Annotated in this window: 17 protein-coding genes; 10 read left to right on the top strand and 7 right to left on the bottom strand. The window is 72.7% G+C overall.

Going from position 1 to position 17984, the window contains the following annotated elements; genetic code table 11:
• Positions 1–3: 3 nt before the first annotated feature.
• Together VMF70_05755 and VMF70_05760 are read right to left on the bottom strand one after the other, a co-directional pair.
• Positions 4–426, bottom strand: coding sequence for a DoxX family protein (locus tag VMF70_05755; protein ID HTT67516.1), 423 nt, complete (start codon positions 424–426; stop codon positions 4–6).
• Complete coding sequence (locus tag VMF70_05760) at positions 423–2861, bottom strand: M1 family aminopeptidase (protein HTT67517.1); 2439 nt, start codon at positions 2859–2861, stop codon at positions 423–425. The genes VMF70_05755 and VMF70_05760 overlap by 4 nt, the downstream gene beginning before the upstream one ends.
• A 157-nt stretch (positions 2862–3018) precedes the next feature.
• On the opposite strand from VMF70_05760, the gene VMF70_05765 reads away from it, so the two are divergent.
• A complete protein-coding gene (locus VMF70_05765; GenBank protein ID HTT67518.1) occupies positions 3019–4875 on the top strand; it encodes a CocE/NonD family hydrolase in 1857 nt (618 codons plus the stop codon).
• Between the two features lie 4 nt (positions 4876–4879).
• Here the strand turns inward: VMF70_05765 and VMF70_05770 are convergent, their stop codons facing one another.
• The 4 genes from VMF70_05770 to VMF70_05785 all read right to left on the bottom strand — a co-directional run bounded on the left by VMF70_05770 (position 4880) and on the right by VMF70_05785 (position 7953).
• A complete protein-coding gene (locus VMF70_05770; GenBank protein ID HTT67519.1) occupies positions 4880–5749 on the bottom strand; it encodes a GGDEF domain-containing protein in 870 nt (289 codons plus the stop codon).
• A gap of 52 nt (positions 5750–5801) precedes the next feature.
• Positions 5802–6146, bottom strand: a complete 345-nt coding sequence (locus VMF70_05775) for a hypothetical protein (GenBank protein ID HTT67520.1) — start codon at positions 6144–6146, stop codon at positions 5802–5804.
• A 69-nt stretch (positions 6147–6215) separates the two neighbouring features.
• A complete protein-coding gene (locus tag VMF70_05780; GenBank protein ID HTT67521.1) occupies positions 6216–7055 on the bottom strand; it encodes a tetratricopeptide repeat protein in 840 nt (279 codons plus the stop codon).
• Positions 7056–7065: 10 nt separating this feature from the next.
• Positions 7066–7953 carry a Ku protein gene (locus VMF70_05785; GenBank protein ID HTT67522.1) on the bottom strand — a complete coding sequence of 296 codons (888 nt, stop codon included), beginning with the start codon at positions 7951–7953 and terminating at the stop codon, positions 7066–7068.
• 29 nt (positions 7954–7982) lie between these two features.
• On the opposite strand from VMF70_05785, the gene ligD reads away from it, so the two are divergent.
• Positions 7983–10568 (top strand): DNA ligase D, encoded by a 2586-nt coding sequence (ligD, locus tag VMF70_05790; GenBank protein HTT67523.1) that lies wholly within the window; start codon positions 7983–7985, stop codon positions 10566–10568.
• Positions 10565–11266 carry an alpha/beta family hydrolase gene (locus tag VMF70_05795; protein HTT67524.1) on the top strand — a complete coding sequence of 234 codons (702 nt, stop codon included), beginning with the start codon at positions 10565–10567 and terminating at the stop codon, positions 11264–11266. Before ligD ends, VMF70_05795 begins: the two co-directional genes overlap by 4 nt.
• Here VMF70_05795 and VMF70_05800 read toward each other — a convergent pair.
• A complete protein-coding gene (locus VMF70_05800; GenBank protein ID HTT67525.1) occupies positions 11241–11966 on the bottom strand; it encodes a DUF72 domain-containing protein in 726 nt (241 codons plus the stop codon). The genes VMF70_05795 and VMF70_05800 overlap by 26 nt on opposite strands.
• Positions 11967–12001: 35 nt before the next feature.
• Here VMF70_05800 and VMF70_05805 point away from each other — a divergent pair, with 35 nt between their 5' ends.
• From VMF70_05805 to VMF70_05835, 7 genes are all read left to right on the top strand, one after another.
• Positions 12002–12826, top strand: coding sequence for a dienelactone hydrolase family protein (locus VMF70_05805; GenBank protein HTT67526.1), 825 nt, complete (start codon positions 12002–12004; stop codon positions 12824–12826).
• 22 nt (positions 12827–12848) lie between these two features.
• Complete coding sequence (locus VMF70_05810; GenBank protein ID HTT67527.1) at positions 12849–13484, top strand: oxidoreductase; 636 nt, start codon at positions 12849–12851, stop codon at positions 13482–13484.
• Positions 13485–13592: 108 nt separating this feature from the next.
• Positions 13593–14633, top strand: a complete 1041-nt coding sequence (locus tag VMF70_05815; protein ID HTT67528.1) for a 4Fe-4S dicluster domain-containing protein — start codon at positions 13593–13595, stop codon at positions 14631–14633.
• Positions 14633–15460 carry an FAD/NAD(P)-binding protein gene (locus tag VMF70_05820; protein HTT67529.1) on the top strand — a complete coding sequence of 276 codons (828 nt, stop codon included), beginning with the start codon at positions 14633–14635 and terminating at the stop codon, positions 15458–15460. The genes VMF70_05815 and VMF70_05820 overlap by 1 nt, the downstream gene beginning before the upstream one ends.
• Positions 15460–16239 (top strand): hypothetical protein, encoded by a 780-nt coding sequence (locus VMF70_05825; GenBank protein ID HTT67530.1) that lies wholly within the window; start codon positions 15460–15462, stop codon positions 16237–16239. The genes VMF70_05820 and VMF70_05825 overlap by 1 nt, the downstream gene beginning before the upstream one ends.
• Positions 16203–17483 (top strand): nickel-dependent hydrogenase large subunit, encoded by a 1281-nt coding sequence (locus VMF70_05830; protein HTT67531.1) that lies wholly within the window; start codon positions 16203–16205, stop codon positions 17481–17483. The genes VMF70_05825 and VMF70_05830 overlap by 37 nt, the downstream gene beginning before the upstream one ends.
• A gap of 12 nt (positions 17484–17495) precedes the next feature.
• On the top strand, positions 17496–17975 hold the full coding sequence (locus VMF70_05835) for a Crp/Fnr family transcriptional regulator (GenBank protein HTT67532.1): 480 nt from the start codon (positions 17496–17498) through the stop codon (positions 17973–17975).
• Positions 17976–17984 lie beyond the last annotated feature (9 nt).

Raw genomic sequence — 17984 nt, forward strand, 5'->3', positions numbered from 1 at the left:
CTTCTAGTCGGCCTTCCTGCCGCCGATCAGCTGCCCCAGGGCGAGCCAGCCGTCGCCGAGGAAGACGAGGGCCAGCGCGCCCGCGAAGAGCAGCCCCTCCAGCTCGAAGGCCCGCCCCGTGGGCAGGATCGCCCGGGTGATCGCGACCACCATCTCCACGGCGAAGCACGCGGCCCAGAACCGCGTGAGGAGCCCGGCGACCACGCACGCGGCCCCGAAGGTCTCGAGGACGATCAGGACCACCGCCCAGGCCCGGGCCACCGGGAAGCCCAGGCCGGCGAGGAAGCCGGTCACGCCGCCGACCCCCATGTGGATCTTCATCAGGCCGTGCCGCAGGAAGATCCAGCCCAGGGCGATGCGCAACGCGGTGGCCGCGAGCGGCGTCAGCCGCTGCGCCGCGCGCTCGAACGAGGAGAATCCGATCATGGGTGCAGAACCTCCGAGATGGCGGAACGGACCCGGACCCGCGGCTCGCTCGCGTAGCGCCGGAGCAGGAGTACCCGCGCGGGCGCGCCGCCCACGCGGGCGAGCAGGCGGACCGCGTCCGCGGCGAACAGCGGATCGGGGTCGTCGAGGAAGCGCGTCGCGAGGGCGACGGCGCGGGCGGTGTCGCCCTGCTGCGGCAGCAGCGCGAGGGCGGACGACCTGACGTCCCGTGCCTCGCCGGGCGCGGTCAGCCGCTCCAGGGCGACGGCCGCCTCCGGCACGTGGAACCGGGGCAGCCGGAACAGGGCCGTGCGGCGCAGCCATCCCGAGTGGCCGGGCTCCGCGGCGGTCTCGACCAGCGGCAGGACCTCGGGGTTGCCGTCGCGCGCCAGCAGGGCGAGCGCCGTGCTCCGCACCCGGTCGCTGGGGTCGCCCCCGTAGATGCCGCGGGCCGCGGCGGCCGCCGCCGGCAGGTCGAGGGCGGCGAGCGTCTCGAGCGCCTGGGCGCGGACCCCGCTGTCGGGATCGTTCAGCGCCGCACGCACCACGGCGCGGCCCTCGGCCGTCGTGTCGTGATCCATCTGCCCCAGCGCCATGCTCCGCAGGTCGGCCTCGTGGTCGTTCAGCACCATGAAGCGGCGCGCCGCCGCCGCCGCGCCGTCCTGAGAGGAGGCCAGCTGATCCAGCGCCCACCAGCGCGCCGACACGTCGAGATCGTGCATCGCCACGTCCGCCAGCTCGGCCGGCGTCAGGTCGCTCGTGACCCGGCCGAGGAGCCAGCCGCCCTCGTCGAACCGCACCGAGAGGGGCGCGCCCGGCAGGGGGATGGCGAACGTATCGGCCTGCTTCGTGATCGTGATCTGCTGGCGCACGACCGAGTCGCGCGTCACGACCCGCAAGGTGACCGGGAAGCGGAACAGCGGGTGCAGCGAATCCACCGGCTGGGTCTGTGCCACGATCAGGTGCAGCGTCTTGAGGTCCGCGGCCCAGTGCCGGGACCAGTGCACGACCGGGTATCCGATGCCGTACGCCCACTGGTCGAAGAACCAGTCCAGGTCGCAGCCGCAGGTCTTTTCGAACGCGACGGCGTAGTCCGCCGTGGTCACCGGCCGGTAGGCATTGTCGGTGAGGAACCGCCTGAGGCCGGCCCAGAACAGGGAGTCGCCCAGCAGCCGGCGGAGCTGGTGCGCGAGCTGCGCGCCCTTGGGATAGATGTGGCCGGTGAAGAACAGGTTGATCGGGTCGGTGCCCTGGTAACGCCCCCACACCAGCGGCCGCGCCTGCATCCGGTCCGCCTGCATCGCCTGCTGCTGCTGCCCGATCCACTCCAGCTCGCCGGCGTCGCGGCCCCGGGTCATCTCCGCCTGGACGGACTCGAGGTAGGTGGCCATCCCCTCGTTGAGCCACGCGTCGGCCCAGTCGGCCGTCGTGGTGAGGTCGCCGAACCACTGGTGCGCCAGCTCGTGGGCCACCAGGCCGCGGCCGCTGTTCTCGGGCTCGCCGGCGGCCGAATGCAGCGCCTCGTCGGTCTGGGTCGTGGCCGACACGTTCTCCATGCCGCCGTAGGTGAAGTCGGGGATCGCCGCCTGGTCGTACTTGGCCCAGGGGAACGGCACCAGCAGCCGCGAGAACAGCTCGATCATCGCCGGCGTTTCGCCGAAGGTGCGCCACGCGGCCTGCACGGTGTCCGGGTACACCCAGTAGTCCACGGGCACGCCGCGCCACTGGTCGCGAAGCACGGTGAGCGGCCCCACGACCACCGAGTACAGATAGGTCGAGGCCGGCCGCTCCTGGCTCCAGTGCCAGACCTTCTGCCCGCCCGCCGCCGCGGTCGTGTCCACCAGCCGGCCGTTCGACAGCACCACGAGCCCGGTATCGGCGCTCACCAGCAGCTCCCAGGTGGCCTTGTCGTCCGGCGCGTCGTAGGTGGGCACCCAGGCCCGCGTCTCCGTGGCCTCGCCCTGCGACCACACGATCCGCGCGCGCGGCACGAAGTAGATGCCGCGCTCCGGGTTTCCGTGGTAGCGCAGCGCGAACTCGACGGTGTCGCCGACGGCGGCGCGCGCGGCGAGGCGCACCGTCACGTGGGCGGTGTCGGCGCTGAACCGGAGGCGGCGGCCGGCGGCCGTGGCCTCGTCGATCGTGAGGTTCTCCGCGTCGAGGCGGACCGTGTCGGTGGGCTGGCCTGCGACGACCACGCGGGTCGTGACCGTTCCCGCGACCGCCCGCCGCGCGAGGTCGAAGCGCACCGCGATCCGCTGGTGCAGCAGGTCGAACCCGTGCGGCGGCGCGGCCCAGGTGCGCGGCGGCAGGTAGGCGCCCACGATGCCCGTGGGCCGCTGCGCGGCCGCGCCGCGGGCCGCGAGGGCCAGGGCGGCGGCCGCCGCGGCGCAGGCGAGGGCGAGACGGGCGGCGTGGGCCTGGAGCTGGCGCATGAGTCCCCCGGTGCACGGTGCGGCGACGAGCGGCTGGACGGAGAATCCTAGCCGAGGGCCGGGGCGGCCGGCAACGACGCCCCGCTTGCGTGCCGGCCGTGGGCTTGGCCAGCTTGCACCCCTTCCGCCCCGACCCGCGCCTCCGCCTGGGGGAAGCATGCGCCTGCTCCACGCCGGTTCGCTGTTCCTCGCGCTCGCCGCCGCCGTTCCCGGTTGCGCCCAGCCGCGGCCCGGCGGACCGCCGGTCTTCGACCGCCGCGAGGTGATGATCCCGATGCGCGACGGGGTGAGGCTGTTCGCGGTGGTCATGACCCCGCGCGGCGCCGACGGGCCGCTGCCGATCCTCCTCAACCGGACGCCGTACGGCGCCGGCGGCTGGGGAGCGGGCGAGGAGGCGCCGCCGAATCTCGCGGCGCTGGCGGCCGACGGCTACGTGTTCGTCCAGGAGGACATCCGCGGCCGCAACCGGTCGGAGGGCGCGTTCGTCATGAACCGCCCCAACCGCAGCCCCGGGGACCGCGCCGCCACCGACGAAAGCACGGACACCTACGACACCGTCGAGTGGCTGATCCACAACGTGCCCGGCAACAACGGGAAGGTCGGCCTGTTCGGCATCTCGTATCCGGGCTGGCTCGCCGAGGAGGCGCTGATCGGCGCCCACCCCGCGGTGAAGGCCGTCTCGCCGCAGGCGCCGATGACCGATACCTGGCTGGGGGACGACTTCTTCCACCAGGGCGCGTTCCGCCAGTCGTACGGCTTCGAGTACGGGTGGGGGATGGAATCGCGCGAGGTCGGCGCCGGCCGGATGCCGATCACCGGCAGCGACACCTACGCGTGGTACCTCGGCTTTCCGAGCCTGAAAGCCCTGACCGACTCCACCGGCGCGATGCGGATTCCGACCTGGCGGCGGTTCGTCGAGCACCCGGCGTACGACAGCGTGTGGCAGCGGCGCGCCTTCGAGCGCGTCGTCACCGGCGCCGCCGTGCCCACCCTCACGGTCGGCGGGTTCTGGGACCAGGAGGACCTGTTCGGCCCGCAGGCCACCTTCGAGGCGCTGGCGCGCTTCGACACGGCCGGCGTCGATCACCTCGTGATCGGGCCGTGGAGCCACGGCCAGTGGGGCTATCCGGGCGGCGAGGCGCTGGGCAACGTGCGGTGGGGCAGCGCGACCTCCGACTCCTTCCTGACCGAGATCCAGGCGCCGTGGTTCGCCTGGTGGCTGAAGGGGAAGGGCGACGGCCGCTTCCCGGTGGCCCGGCTGTTCGACGGCGGCGCGCGCGCGTGGCGGAGCCTCGACCGCTGGCCGCCGCGCGATGCGGCGGCGCGCGACCTCTACTTCCACGCCGGCGGCGTCCTGTCCTTCGAGCCGCCCCGCGACCGCGCCGGCGACGATGCGTGGGTCTCCGACCCGGCCAACCCGGTCCCCTATCGGCCGCGGCCGGTCGAGATCACCTACAGCCCGGGCTCGCGGTGGGCGCGCTGGATGACCGAGGACCAGCGCTTCGTGGACGGGCGGCCCGACGTGCGCACCTGGAAGACGGAGCCGCTCGCGGCCGACCTGACGATCGCCGGCGACGTGACGGCGCGGCTGTTCGCGTCCACGACCGGCTCGGACGCCGACTGGGTGGTGAAGCTCATCGACGTGTATCCCGACGCGGATCCGCGCGACACCGTCGCGGCCGACTCCGGGATGGCGGGCTACGAGCTGATGGTGGCGGGGGACATCATGCGCGGCCGCTACCGCACCAGCTGGGAGCGGCCCGAGGCGATTCCCCCCGGCGCCGCCCTGGCGTACACCGTGGACCTGCACCACCAGCTCTACACCTTCCGGCGCGGCCACCGGATCATGGTGCAGGTGCAGAGCACGTGGTTCCCGCTCTACGACCGGAACCCGCAGACCTTCGTGCCCAACATCTTCCTCGCACCGGCGAGCGCGTACCGGGCCGAGACGGTGCGCGTCTACCGCACCGCCGGGGCGCCCTCGCACGTCGAAGTGATGGTGGTGCCGCGCTAGCGGCTCAGGCCGTCTCGACCTTCAGCTGGTCCTTGCCGTCCCGCTTGGCCGCGTACAGCATCTCGTCGGCGCGGTGGAGCAGCTCCTGCACGGTCATCGGCGGCTTGACGAACGTGACCGCGCCGATGCTGATCGTCACGAACCGGCAGTTCTCCGGCAGCGCCGCCACGACCTGGTGGCGCAGGTCGTCGAGCACGGTCCGCGCCGCCGCGACCCCGGTCTCCGGGAGGCAGATCGCGAACTCGTCGCCACCCATCCGGCCCAGCGCGTCGGTGATCCGCAGCCGGTGCTGCATCGTGCCGGCCACCGCCTGGAGCAGCGTGTCGCCGGCCCCGTGGCCGAGCTGGTCGTTGACCTGCTTGAAGTTGTCCAGGTCCACGTAGGCCACCGTGAGCGGCCGGCCGTTGCGCTTGGCGCGATTCAGCTCGGCCGCGGCCAGCTCCTCGAAGTGCCGCCGGTTGTTGACGGTGGTCAGGGCGTCGAGGCGCGCCAGCTCCTGCTCCCGCTCGAGCGCGCGCTTGAGCTCGGTGAGGACCAGGACGAACACCACGAACAGCACCGACCACAACACCAGCATGGTGACGGGGATCAGCCAGGTGCGGTGCGGCGCTCCGGCCAGCTGGTCGCCGCCCACGCTCAGCACCGCGCTGGCGACGGCCAGGACCATCCCCGGCGTGCGGCCCACGTTCCACGTGGCGACGAACACCGGGACGAGGTACACCACCATGATCGGGATCTCGTAGCCGATCAGGTAGTCGATCAGGGCGATGGCGAGCAGCAGCGCGATGCTGGCCCACAGCGCGCCGAGCGCCGAGGCCTTGGGCGTCGCCGTCTCGAGGATGACCTGACCCGTCTTCGTCAGCCTTCCCGGCATGCTGGGGTACCCCTGTGGCGAAAGAGCGATGGAGCCCGGTCGGCCCCGGGATTCAGCCCTGCGCGCGGCTCCGGACGACCGCGATGACGGCCAGCAGCGCCACGGCGCCCGCCGCGAGGTCCACGCCCAGGTGGCCTCCTCCGGACGAGGCGCTGTCCAGCCACACCAGTCCGCCCCCCGCCACGAGCGCGGCCACGAGCGCCGCGGTCAGGCCGGTGGCGACCCGCCGGGGCGTGGCCACCACGTTGGTGGCGAGCCGCGCGGCCTGGCGGACCTCGTCCTCGCTGACGTCGGGGTAGCGCTGCCGGAACTCCGAGATGGCGAGCGCGAGCTTCTGTCCCAGCTCCTGCACCCGCGGAGACGGCAGCTGCGACGGCACGTTCGAGGGAATGATCATGGCACGGAACCTATCACGAGGTGGTCCCGTCCGCACGCGCTTGGCGGCCGGGCGGAGCGCGGCGCGCGGTCAGCCCGTCTCCCGCCCGGCGAGCAGCCGGTAGCGGCTGAGACTGCGCAGCGCGGCGGCGCGCTTGCCGGCCTCCTCGTAGAGGCGCGACAGGTTGAAGTACGCGTCGGCGAGCTTGGGATCGACGGCGATCGCCCGCTCGTAGGCCCGGATGGCGTCGGCGCGCCGCCTCAGGTCCTCCAGCGCGATCCCCAGGTCGTACCACGCCGTGGCGTGCCGCGCGTTCCGCTCGAGGGCCAGGCGGTAGTGCGCCACGGCCTCGGCGGCGTCGCCCCCTTCCTGGAGCAGACGGCCGAGGTTGACGTGCGCGTCGCTGTGGTCGGGATCGAGCTCCAGCGCGCGGCGGTACGCGTCCCGCGCCTCCTCGAGGTCCACGGCCTCGAGGTCGAAGCCGAGGTCGTACCACTCGTCCGCGGCCAGCGGCTCGGCCGCGACCCGCGCCGCGCGCGCGGCCTGCCGGGCCAGCGGCGCCGCCCGGCTCGCCAGATCGGCCACCGCGAAGTCGAGCTGGATCTGCCCGGACTCCGGGTTCCAGGCGGTCGTCCCCTCGCGCACCACCAGCCGGTCGCCGTCGGCGGAGATCCGCACCGCCGAGAGCGGCCGGCCCGCGGGCAGCTGCCGCTTCAGGATGCGCAGCGCGCGGCGGATGCGGCGCGCGGGCACGCGCGAGGCGGCCAGCCCCTTGGCGGTGCGGAGCAGCACGAGGTCCGGGAACGAGAAGCGCAACTCCCCGCGTGGACCGCGGTCGGGAGCGAGGAAGCCGCTGCGGGCGAACGCCCGCACCTGGGAGATGGTGAGACCGAGGAGCCTGGCGACGTCTCGCGTCGCGTAGCCCTTCATCGGAGCGCGGTTACGAGACCTTCCGTTTCCGCTTCGCCGTCTCGGCGGGCTTCTCCAGCTTGAGGCGCGGCGCCCGCTTGGCCGGCTTGCGCTCCTCCGCCTCGGCCGCCTCGCCCCTGGCGCCCGCGCCCTTCGCCAGGCTCGCCTTCAGCGCCTCCATCAGGTCGATGATCTGGGTCTCCGGCGCCGCGGCCGGCTCGGAGGTGATCTCCTGGCCCTCGACCTTGCGCTGGATGCTGTCGAGCATCCGCTTCTTGACGTTGTCCTCGTACTTCGCCGGCTGGAACGTGTCGGACGCGCCCTGCTGGACGATCTGCATGGCGAGCGCCAGCTCGGCCTGCTTCACCTCGCCCTCGGGGATCGGCACCTCGGCGATGTCGCGGATCTCGTCCGCGTAGTGCAGCTGCTCCATCACCAGCCCGGCCCCCAGCGGGCGCACCATCACCAGGTACTGCTTGCCCCGGGACGCGAACTGGCCGAGCGCCGCGCGCTTGGTGACCTTGAGCGCCTCCGCCAGCAGCTTGTACGCGCGCTCGCCGCCCTTGTCCGGGCCGAGGAAGTACGCCTTGTCGAGCCACAGCCGGTCCACCTGCTCGGCCGGCACGAACTCCTGGATGTCCACCGCGCCCGTGGACTCCTCGCCCATCGCCTTCAGCTCGTCCGGCGTGAACAGCACGTACTGGCCCTTGGAGAACTCGTACCCCTTCACCATCTCGTCCTTCTCGACCTTCGCGCCGTCCTTGGGACACACGTACTGCTGCTTGAGGCGCGAGCCGCACGCCTTGTGCAGCCAGTTGAACGTGACGCCCGCCTGGGACTCGCTGGCCGAGAACAGCTTGATCGGCAGCGACACCAGGCCGAACGAGATCGTGGCCGAACCGATTGGACGCGCTGGCATAGGGGGCGGTATGATAAGAATTCTCAACCATGGGCGCAACCAGGAAGCCGGCCGCCGATGCGCTAAGCGCTTATCGCGCCAAGCGTTCCGCCGACGCCACGCCGGAGCCGTCCGGCATCGTCGCGGCCGTCCCGCGGGGCGGCCACCTGTTCGTCGTGCACCAGCACGCGGCTAGGCAGCTGCACTTCGACCTCCGGCTCGAGATGGACGGGGTGCTGCGCTCGTGGGCCGTGCCCAAGGGGCCCTCGCGCAACCAGGCCGACAAGCGGCTGGCGGTGATGGTCGAGGACCACCCGCTCGAGTACGGCGACTTCGAAGGCATCATCCCCGAAGGCAACTACGGCGCGGGCGCGGTGATCGTGTGGGATCGCGGGATGTGGGTCCCGGTCGAGGACCCGCACGCGGGGCTGGAGAAGGGCAAGCTGCTCTTCGACCTCCGCGGCTACAAGCTCAAAGGCCGCTGGACGCTGGTGAAGATCAAGAAGAGCCACAAGGACTGGCTGCTGATCAAGGAACGCGACGCGCAGATGACGACCGGCGACGGCACGGTGTTTCCGGCCGGCTCGGTGCTGTCCGGCCTGCCGGTCGAGGTGCTCAAGGCGCGCACCGACGTGGCGGCGCCGCTGCGGGCGTCGCTGGAGCGGCTCGGCGCCCCGCGCCGGAAGCTGCGGGCGAAGGACGTGGAGCTGATGCTCGCCGAGCCGCGCGACGAGCCGTTCAGCAAGCCGGGCTGGATCTTCGAGCTGAAGCTCGACGGCTACCGGATGTTGGCGTCGCGCGAAGGCGGGGAAGGGAAGCTCACCACGCGCAACGGCAACGACCTCTCGGCGGCGTTCCCCGAAGTGGTGCGGTCGCTGGCGGCGCTGCCCTATGCGGACCTGGTGATGGACGGCGAGCTGGTGGTGTACGACGACGCGGGCCGCCCCAGCTTCCACCGCCTCGGCGAGCGCGCGCGGATGTCCCGCGCCACCGACGTCCGCCGCTGGTCGGTGGAGCAGCCGGCGTCGCTGTTCCTGTTCGACCTGGTCGCGGCCGAGGGCTTCGACGCGCGGGGCCTGCCGCTGGTGGAGCGGAAGCAGCTGCTGCGGACCGTGGTGCCCGAGGTCGGCCCGCTGCGCTACCTCGAGCACTTCGAGACCGACGGCGTGGCGGTATACGCGCAGGTGACGAAGCTGGGGCTCGAGGGCATCGTGGCCAAGAAGGCCGACGCGCCGTACCGCGCGGGCCGGTCGCCGGCGTGGCTCAAGGTGCGCGCGGAGCGCACCGACGACTTCGTGGTGGTCGGCTTCACGCGGCCCAAGGGCTCGCGCGTGGGCTTCGGCGCGCTGCACCTCGCGATGTACGACCGGCCCGGCGGCGCGCTCGTCTACGCGGGGCGCGTGGGCACCGGCTTCGACACCGGCCAGCTGGAGGAGTACGCCGCGGCGCTCGAGGGCTCGCGGCGCCCGGACCCGCCGTGCGGCGGCGCCGTCCCCGCCGGCAGGGAGCACGTGTGGGTCGAGCCGCGCCTGGTGGCGGAGGTGCGGTTCCTGGAGTGGAGTCCGGACGGGCTGCTCAGGCAGCCGGCGTTCCTGAGGTTCCGGAGTGATAAACAGGCATCGGAGTGCGTGCGGCAGGGCGTAGGTGGTGGGTTGTCGGCCGTGGAAGAGGCCCCTTCACTACCACCCACCACCCACCACCCACCACCAGCCTTCACGTTCACCAACCTGGACAAGGTCTTCTGGCCGCGCGAGGGCTACACCAAGGCCGACCTGATCGAGTTCTATCGCGCCATCGCGCCCTGGCTGCTGCCGTTTCTCGAGGACCGCCCGCTGGTGCTGACGCGCTACCCCGACGGGATCGAGGGCAAGTCGTTCTTCCAGAAGGATGCGCCGGCCTACGCGCACGATTTCGTGCGTACCGTGCGGATGTGGAGCGCGGAGTCGCAGCGGGAGCTGAACTATTTCGTGTGCGACGGCGAGGCCTCGCTGCTCTACATCGCGAACATGGCCGCGATCCCGTTGCACGTCTGGGGGAGCCGGGTCGCGACGCTGGAGACGCCGGACTGGTGCATCCTCGACCTCGATCCCAAGGACGCGCCGTTCGAGCACGTGGTGACGGTGGCGCGGGCGGTCCACGCGATGTGCGACGAGATCGCGCTGCCCTGCTTCGTGAAGACCAGCGGCTCCACCGGGCTCCACGTGCTGGTGCCGCTCGGCCGCCAATGCACCTTCGAGCAGGCGCGGACCCTGGGCGGCCTGCTGGCGCGGGTGGTGGCCGCCGAGCTGCCGGACATCGCCACCATCACCCGCCAGGTCTCGAAGCGGGACGGCCGCGTGTATCTCGACTACGTGCAGAACGGCCACGGGCGCCTGCTCGCCGCGCCCTACAGCGTGCGGCCGGTGCCGGGGGCCCTGGTCTCGGCGCCGCTGGCATGGAGCGAGGTCGGGCCGAAGCTCAGCCTGGCGCAGTTCACCATCAGGACGATGCCGGCGCGGATGGAGAAGCTGCGCGGCGACCCGCTGCTGCCGGTCCTGGGCCTCGCGCCCGACCTCGTGGCGGCGCTCGGGCGTCTCAAGGAACGGCTGGACGCGGCGCGGGCGAAGCGGCCTGCGGCGCGGGCGGGGCGCAGGTGACGGCCGGATCCGCCGCGGGCGTTCCCGGCGCGGCCGCTACGCCCGGCAGCTTCGAGGTGCCGGGCTCGGGGACGGTGTCGTCGCTGCTGACCAGGCCCGCGGGCGCGCGGGTGGGCTGCGTGCTCGCGCACGGGGCCGGGGCGGGGATGAAGCACCCGTTCCTCGAGGGCGTCGCGGCGCGCCTGGCCGCGCGCGGGGTCGCGTCCTTCCGCTACCAGTTTCCGTACATGGAGGCCCGGAAGGGTCGGCCCGATCCGCCGGCCGTGGCCGCGGCCACGGTCCGCGCGGCGGTGGAGCGGGCCGGCGCCGATCTTCCGGGGCTGCCGCTCGTGGCCGGCGGCAAGTCGTTCGGCGGACGGATGACCTCGACGGCGGCCGCCGCATCGCCGCTGCCCGGGGTGCGCGGCCTCGCCTTTCTCGGCTTTCCGCTCCACCCGCCGGGCAAGCCGGGCACGGAGCGCGCGGAGCACCTGGCCCGCGTCGCCGTGCCGATGCTGTTCCTGCAGGGCACGCGCGACGAGTTCGCGGGGCTGGACCTGCTGGAGCCGGTGGTGCGCGGGCTCGGCCCGCGCGCCACGCTCCACCTCGTGGAGGGCGCCAATCACTCCTTCGCCGTGCCCAGGTCCTCGGGCCGCGACGCGGCCGCGGTGCTGGACGAGCTGGCGGACGCCCTCAGCTCCTGGGCAGGAGCGCTGTGAACTGGGCGGCGAGCTTGGGTCCCGCGCCGGCCTCCTCGTGCTTGAAGAACACGAAGGCGTCCTTCCAGGCCTGCGACGTCACCCGCCCGGCCCACCCGGCGAGGTCCGCCGCGGTGTAGCCGGCACGCCGCAGCCGGAGGTATCCCCAATCGGCGGTGGCGACGAACGGGACCTGCAGCGCCTCCTTGTCGCCTTCCTCCGCGGGGTCCGCATCGGCGACGCACAGCGAGGCGTTGTGGCCCCTGAGTGCGGTGAAGACCTCGTCGTCGAACCAGGAGGCGTGACGGAACTCGAAGGCGGCGCGCCAGGCCCGCGGCACCAGCGCGAGGAAGTCCACCAGGCGCGGCAGGTCCTTCTTGAGGTTGGGGGGCAGCTGGAACAGGGTCGGGCCCAGCCTGGGGCCGAGCACGTTGGCGACGCGCAGGAAGTACTCGACCTCGCCGGACACGTCCTTCAGGCGCTTGAAGTGGGTGATCTTCTGCGACGCCTTCAGCACGAAGGTGAAGCTCTCGGGCACCTCGGCGGCCCAGGCGAGCAGGATCTTCTCCGAGGGCATCCGGTAGAAGGTGTTGTTGATCTCCACCGTCCCGAACCGCTCGCCGTAGTATCGCAGCATCCCGTCGGCCGGCAGGTCCGCGGGGTAGAACGTGCCCTTCCATTCCTTGTAGGCATAGCCGCTGGTGCCGACGGCGATGCGCATCCGAACCTCGACGTTCCGGGAAGAGGAGGTAGTCTATGCCGAAGCGGGGAATCCTCAAGACGGTCCTCTCGCTCCTGGCCGTGCCGGCCGGCGCCGCCGCGGCGCAGGGGCTGCCGCCGGGCGAGGACAGCGCCGTGGCTCGGCTCAATGCGTCCCCTCGCCACGGCGAGTGGGTGGCCTACGACGCGGGCGGCGGCGACAGCGTGAAGGCGTGGATCGTGTACCCGGAGCGGAGCGACCGGGCGCCGGTGGTGGTGGTGATCCACGAGATCTTCGGCCTCACCGACTGGATCCGCGCGGTCAGCGACCAGCTCGCGGCCGAGGGCTTCATCGCCATCGCGCCGGACCTGCTCACGGGCAAAGGCCCGAACGGCGGCGGCACGTCGTCGGTGGACCGGCAGGGCGCCATCGCGCTGATCCAGGCGCTGAAGCCCGACGAGGTGCAGCGCCGGCTGCGGGCGGCGGGCGAGTACGCGATGGCGCAGCCGGCCGCCCGCAAGGTCGCCGGGAGCGTCGGCTTCTGCTGGGGTGGCTCGACCAGCTTCGCGTTCGCCACGAGCTGGCCGGACCTGGGGGCCGCGGCCGTCTACTACGGCACGCCGCCGGCCGACGACGCGATGGCACGGATCCACGCTCCGGTCTACGGCTTCTACGGCGGCGACGACGCTCGCGTGACCAGCACCGTCGAGCCTGCGCGCGCGGCGATGCAGCGCCTCGGCAAGCGCTACGAGCCCCACGTCTACGAGGGAGCGGGGCACGGGTTCTTGCGCGACCAGGCGGGGAGGAACGGAGCGAACCTGAAGGCGGCGCAGGCGGCGTGGCCGGCGACGGTGGCATTCCTGCGGGCGGAGCTGAAGTAAGCCGCCGGTCTCGGGTCCCCCTATGCGCGCTCTCCTCGTCGGTGCCACCGGCCTCGTCGGCCGCGAGATGCTCAAGCTCCTCGTCGACGAGCCGGCCTGCACCCGGATCATCGTCCTCGCCCGGCGACCCCTGCCGTCGCCGCCGGCCAAGGTCGAGGCCCACGTCGTGGACTTCGATCATCTCGAGGCCGCGGCGTCGCTCGTGGACGCCGACGCGGTGTTCTGCGCCCTCGGCACGACGATGCGACAGGCCGGATCGCAGGAGCGGTTCCGCCGGGTGGACTACGGCTATGCGCTCGCGGTCGCGAGGCTCGCGCGCGAGCGGGGCGCGCGGCAGTTCCTGCTCGTGAGCGCGCTCGGGGCCGACGCCCGCTCGCGGATCTTCTACAACCGGGTCAAGGGCGAGCTGGAAGAGGCCGTGCTCGCCCTTGGCTATCCGGGCGTGACCATCGTGCGGCCGTCGCTCCTGCTCGGCGAGCGCGAGGAGTTCCGCCTCGGCGAGCGGATCTTCGCGCACCTCGGGTGGCTCGTGCCGCGACGCTTCAAGCCGGTGCGCGCGGCGTCGGTGGCGGCGGCGCTGGTGCGCTCGGCCGTCGAGGGCGCGCCGGGAGTGCGAATCGTCGAGTCGAGGGACATTCAGGGACACGCCGGCGGCTAGGCCCTGTCAATCACGACTCCATTCACGCCGTATCCCGTCCGCAGTGCTTGATGGACGAACCACGCCTCCGCGCCCCCCGGCACGCTCATTGCGCTCTCTCGTAGTTGAATGGACAACGAGATCTACCGGCTCCCGCGGGAGCGGCTGGATGGCCTGATCGAGCGGCTGGGGCGCGACTACCGGGTCGTGGGGCCCGTGAAGCACGGGGGGACGTGGGCCTGGACGGACGTTCGACCCGGCATGCCGCTCGCGCTCGACTATCCCACGACCATGCTGCCGCCCCGCCAGTTCTTCGCCCCGCCCCGCGAGACGCTGTTCCACTACCGCCGGGGTGGTGACGGGCGCTTCGTCTTCGACGAGCCCGGGACCGAGCGGCCGGTCGCGCTCGTCGGCGTGCACGGCTGTGACCTCACGGCCCTCCGGGTGCTGCGCGCCTTCCACGAGTCCAGCTGCCGCGACCGGCTGGTGCCGGGGCGGCTCGACCGCTCCTTCGTCGTCGGTCTCGCCTGCTGGACGCCGTGCCTCCCGGAATCGTTCTGCCGCGACATGGGCAGCCTCGAGAACGAGAGTCCCGCGTCGCTGTACCTGTGGGACGTCGGGAGCGTGTTCCTCGCACGGGTCCAGTCGGCCCGCGGCCGCGAGGTCCTCAAGGACGTGACGGCGCTCGAAGCGGCGACGCCGGAGGAGCTGGTGGCGCTGCGCAAGCGGCTCCGCGCCAGGCCCGAGGCGTTCCCCGCGCAGCTGCAGTTCGCGCCGGAGCGGCTCGCGACGTCGCTCAAGGCGGCGGAGTCGGACATCCTGTGGGAGGCGACGGCCGACCGGTGTCTCTCCTGCGGGCGCTGCAACCTGGTGTGCCCGACGTGCACCTGCTTCGACGTCAGCGATCGGGCGTCGCTGGGCGGCGGCGACGGGACGCGGACCCGCGCGTGGACCGGGTGCCAGGTGCCGGGCTTCTCGCGGGTGGCCGGCGGCCACGATTTCCGGCCGACGCGGGCGCAGCAGCTGCGCTACCGGATCTTCCGCAAGGGCAAGTACATGCCGGAGCGGTACGGGATCGTGGGCTGCACCGGCTGCGGGCGCTGCGCCACGCACTGCCCGACGCGCATCTCGATCCGGGACATCTTCGTGCAGGTGGGGAGAGCGCCCTGATGGCCCAGGCCTCGATGATCCCCCAGCCCTGCCGCATCGTGTCGGCCGTCGCGCACAACGCCCGGGACGTCCACTTCGTGGTGGAGGCGCCGGCGGGCTTCGCGCCCGAGCCGGGCCAGTTCGTGATGGTCTCCGTGCCCGGCATCGGCGAGGCGCCGTTCTCGCTGGCCGCGCTGCCGGGCGAGGGGACGGCGGAGGGCTGCTTCGAGATGCTGATCCGCCGCGTCGGCCGGCTGACGAACCTGATCACCCGGCTGCAGGCGAACGACCTGCTGTACGTCCGCGGGCCGTACGGGCGGCGCGTCGAATGGGACCAGTTCGAGGAGTCGAACCTGGTCCTCCTGGCGGGCGGCCTCGGCCTGGCGCCGCTGCGCTCGTTCGTGCGCCGCGCGCTCGGGCGCCGCGACCGGTTCGGGCGCATCGACCTGCTGGTGGGCGCGCGCAGCCCCGACGAGCTGCTGTTCCGCACCGACCTGCTGGTGTGGGCCTCGCGGCAGGACGACGTCCACGTGCACCTCACGGTGGATGCGGCGCGCGAGGGCTGGGACGGGCGCATCGGGGTCATCACCTCGCTGCTGGACGGCCTCGCCCTCGACAGCGCCCGCACGGTCGCGTTCCTGTGCGGGCCGCCGGTGATGTACCGCCACTGCCTGCGGCGCCTGCTGGCGATGGGCCTGTACGAGCACAACGTCTGGCTCACGCTGGAGCGCCGGATGAAGTGCGGGCTGGGCCTGTGCGGCAACTGCCAGATGGACGGGCACTACCTGTGCTGCGAGGGGCCGCTGGTGAGCTGGCGCGAGGTGCGCGGCCTGCGGGAGGTGGTGTGATGCGGCCCCGGGTCGCGTTCTTCTCGTTCGGCTCCTGCGAGGGGTGCCAGCTGCAGGTGCTCTCGGTGGAGGACGTGCTGCTCGATCTCCTGGGCGCGGTCGAAGTGGTGAACTTCCGCGAGGCCATGGACGACCGGCGCGACGACTATGACATCGCGTTCGTCGAGGGCTCGGTGATCCGTCCGGAGGACGTGGCCGAGCTGCGGGAGGTTCGCGGCCACGCCCGGATCCTCGTGGCCATCGGGGCCTGCGCCTGCCTGGGCGGCGTGAACGCGATCCGCAACCGGCGCCCGCTGACTGAGCTGGCGCGCGAGGTGTACGAGGGCCGCGAGGACGGGGTGTTCGCCGCGCTGCCGGACGCGAGCCCGCTCGCCGCGGTGGTGCAGGTCGACTACGAGATCCGGGGCTGTCCGATCGACCGGCCCGAGTTCCTCGAGGCCGTGCGCTCGCTGCTGGCCGGCACCGTCCCTTTCGTGCCGCCCCACGCCGTGTGCGTGGAGTGCACGCTCCGGGGCACGCCCTGCCTGCTGGAGGCCGGCGTCGCGTGCCTGGGCTCGGTCGCCCGCGCGGGCTGCGGCGCCGTCTGCCCCGCGTACGGCGCACCCTGCGAGGCGTGCCGCGGCTTCCACGACGTGCCGAACTTCGAGGCGCTGGGCGAAGCGTTCCTCCGCCACGGGCTGCCCCGCGCCACGGCGGCCGAGAAGCTCGAGCTGTTCAACAACTATCGCGAGGTGCGCCAGGCATGGGAGCCAACCGTGCCGTCGTCGTCCGCCACGTAACCCGCATCGAGGGCCACGGCAACATCGTGGTGGACCTCGAGGGCGACACGATCCGGCGGTGCGACCTCGAGATCGTGGAAGCGCCGCGCTTCTTCGAGGCGCTGCTCCGGGGCCGTCCCTACGACGAGGCCCCGCGCATCGCCTGCCGGATCTGCGGGATCTGCTCGGTGGGCCACGCCACCGCGTCGGTGCACGCGGTCGAGGCCGCCCTCGGCATCACGCCCGGGCCGAAGCTGCGCGTGGTGCGCCGGCTGAACATGGCGGGAGAGTGGCTGCAGTCGCACGTGCTCCACGTCTGCTTCCTGGTGGCGCCCGACGCGCTCGGCGTGCCGTCGATCGTGCCGCTGGTGGGCAGCCATCCCGACGTCGTGAAGCGGGCGCTCCGCCTCAAGCGGCTCGCGAACGACGTCTGCTGCACGGTGAGCGGGCGGCACGTGATGCCGATCTCGTACCACGCCGGGTGGATGGGGCACTGGCCCGACCGGTCCGAGCTGCGCGCCCTCCAGGAGCAGCTGATCGCGGCGGAGGAGGACCTCGACGCGCTGGTGGAGCTGTTCGCCGCCCTGTCGTGGCCGCAGGTGGAGCGGAGCACCGAGCTGCTGGCGGCGCTGGAGCCGGGCGGGGCGTACCCGATGATGGGCGGTCCGCTGCATTCGACGTCCGGCACCGTCACGGCGCCCGAGGCGTACGGCGACGTGCTCCACGAGTACCTGGTGGACCACTCCGCCTCGAAGCACGTGCGCGGGACCGGGGGGGGCGGCACGATCCGCGTGGGCGCGCTGGCCCGCTATGCGCTGGCGCACGACCGGCTGCACCCGCGGGCCCGGGACGCCGCGCGGCGGCTGGGCCTGCGCCCGGGCTCCGGCAACCCGTTCGACTTCGTCGCCGCGCAGCTGGTGGAGTCGGTGCAGGCGCACCAGGAGGCGGTGGAGGCGGTCAGCTCGCTCCTGGCGGATCCGGCGCCGGAGGAGCCGGCGCGGCCGACGCGGCCCGAGGGGGGACGCGGGGTCGGGATGGTCGAGGTGCCGCGCGGCACGCTCGTGCACGACTACACCATCGGCGCGGACGGCCGCCTCGCCGCCGCCAACTGCATCATCCCTACCAGCCAGAACCTGGCGTCCATCGAGGCGGACATGCGCGCCTTCCTGCCGTCGCTGGTGGGCCGGCCGTCGCCGGAGATCGCCCACGGGCTCGAGATGCTGGTCCGCGCCTACGACCCGTGCGTCTCCTGCTCGGTGCACTGAAGGAGGGACACCATGATTGACGACCTCAAGCGGTCCGACTTCTTCGTCGGCTTCGACGACCAGGCCCTCGCCGACATCGCGACCTTCGCGCGCCGGGAGACGTTCGAGGCCGGACGCGTCCTGTTCGACCGGGACGAGGAAGGGCGCACCGCCTACATCATCCTCAAGGGGCGGATCCGCCAGGGCTTCGAGGTCTCGCCGGGCACGGAGGTGTGGTTTCTCACCGGCGAGCCGGGCGACCTGTTCGGCTTCGGCTCGCTGATCGCCCCCCGGACCCGCGCGATGCGCGCCAAGGCGTCGGAGAAGACCGAGGTGGTCGCGGTGGACGCCGATGCGCTGCTGGAGTACCTCGAGGCACACCCGCGCTTCGGCTTCATCTTCATGGAGCGGCTGGCCCAGGTGATCTACCAGCGGCTCAACAACTGCCGCCTCCAGGTCATCCACCTGATGCCGCCGAAGGAGAGCGAAGGGCCGGTGCTGGGAAGAAGCTGAAACGTCGAT

The organism is Gemmatimonadales bacterium (genome assembly GCA_035502185.1).
GTDB lineage: Bacteria > Gemmatimonadota > Gemmatimonadetes > Gemmatimonadales > JACORV01 > Fen-1245.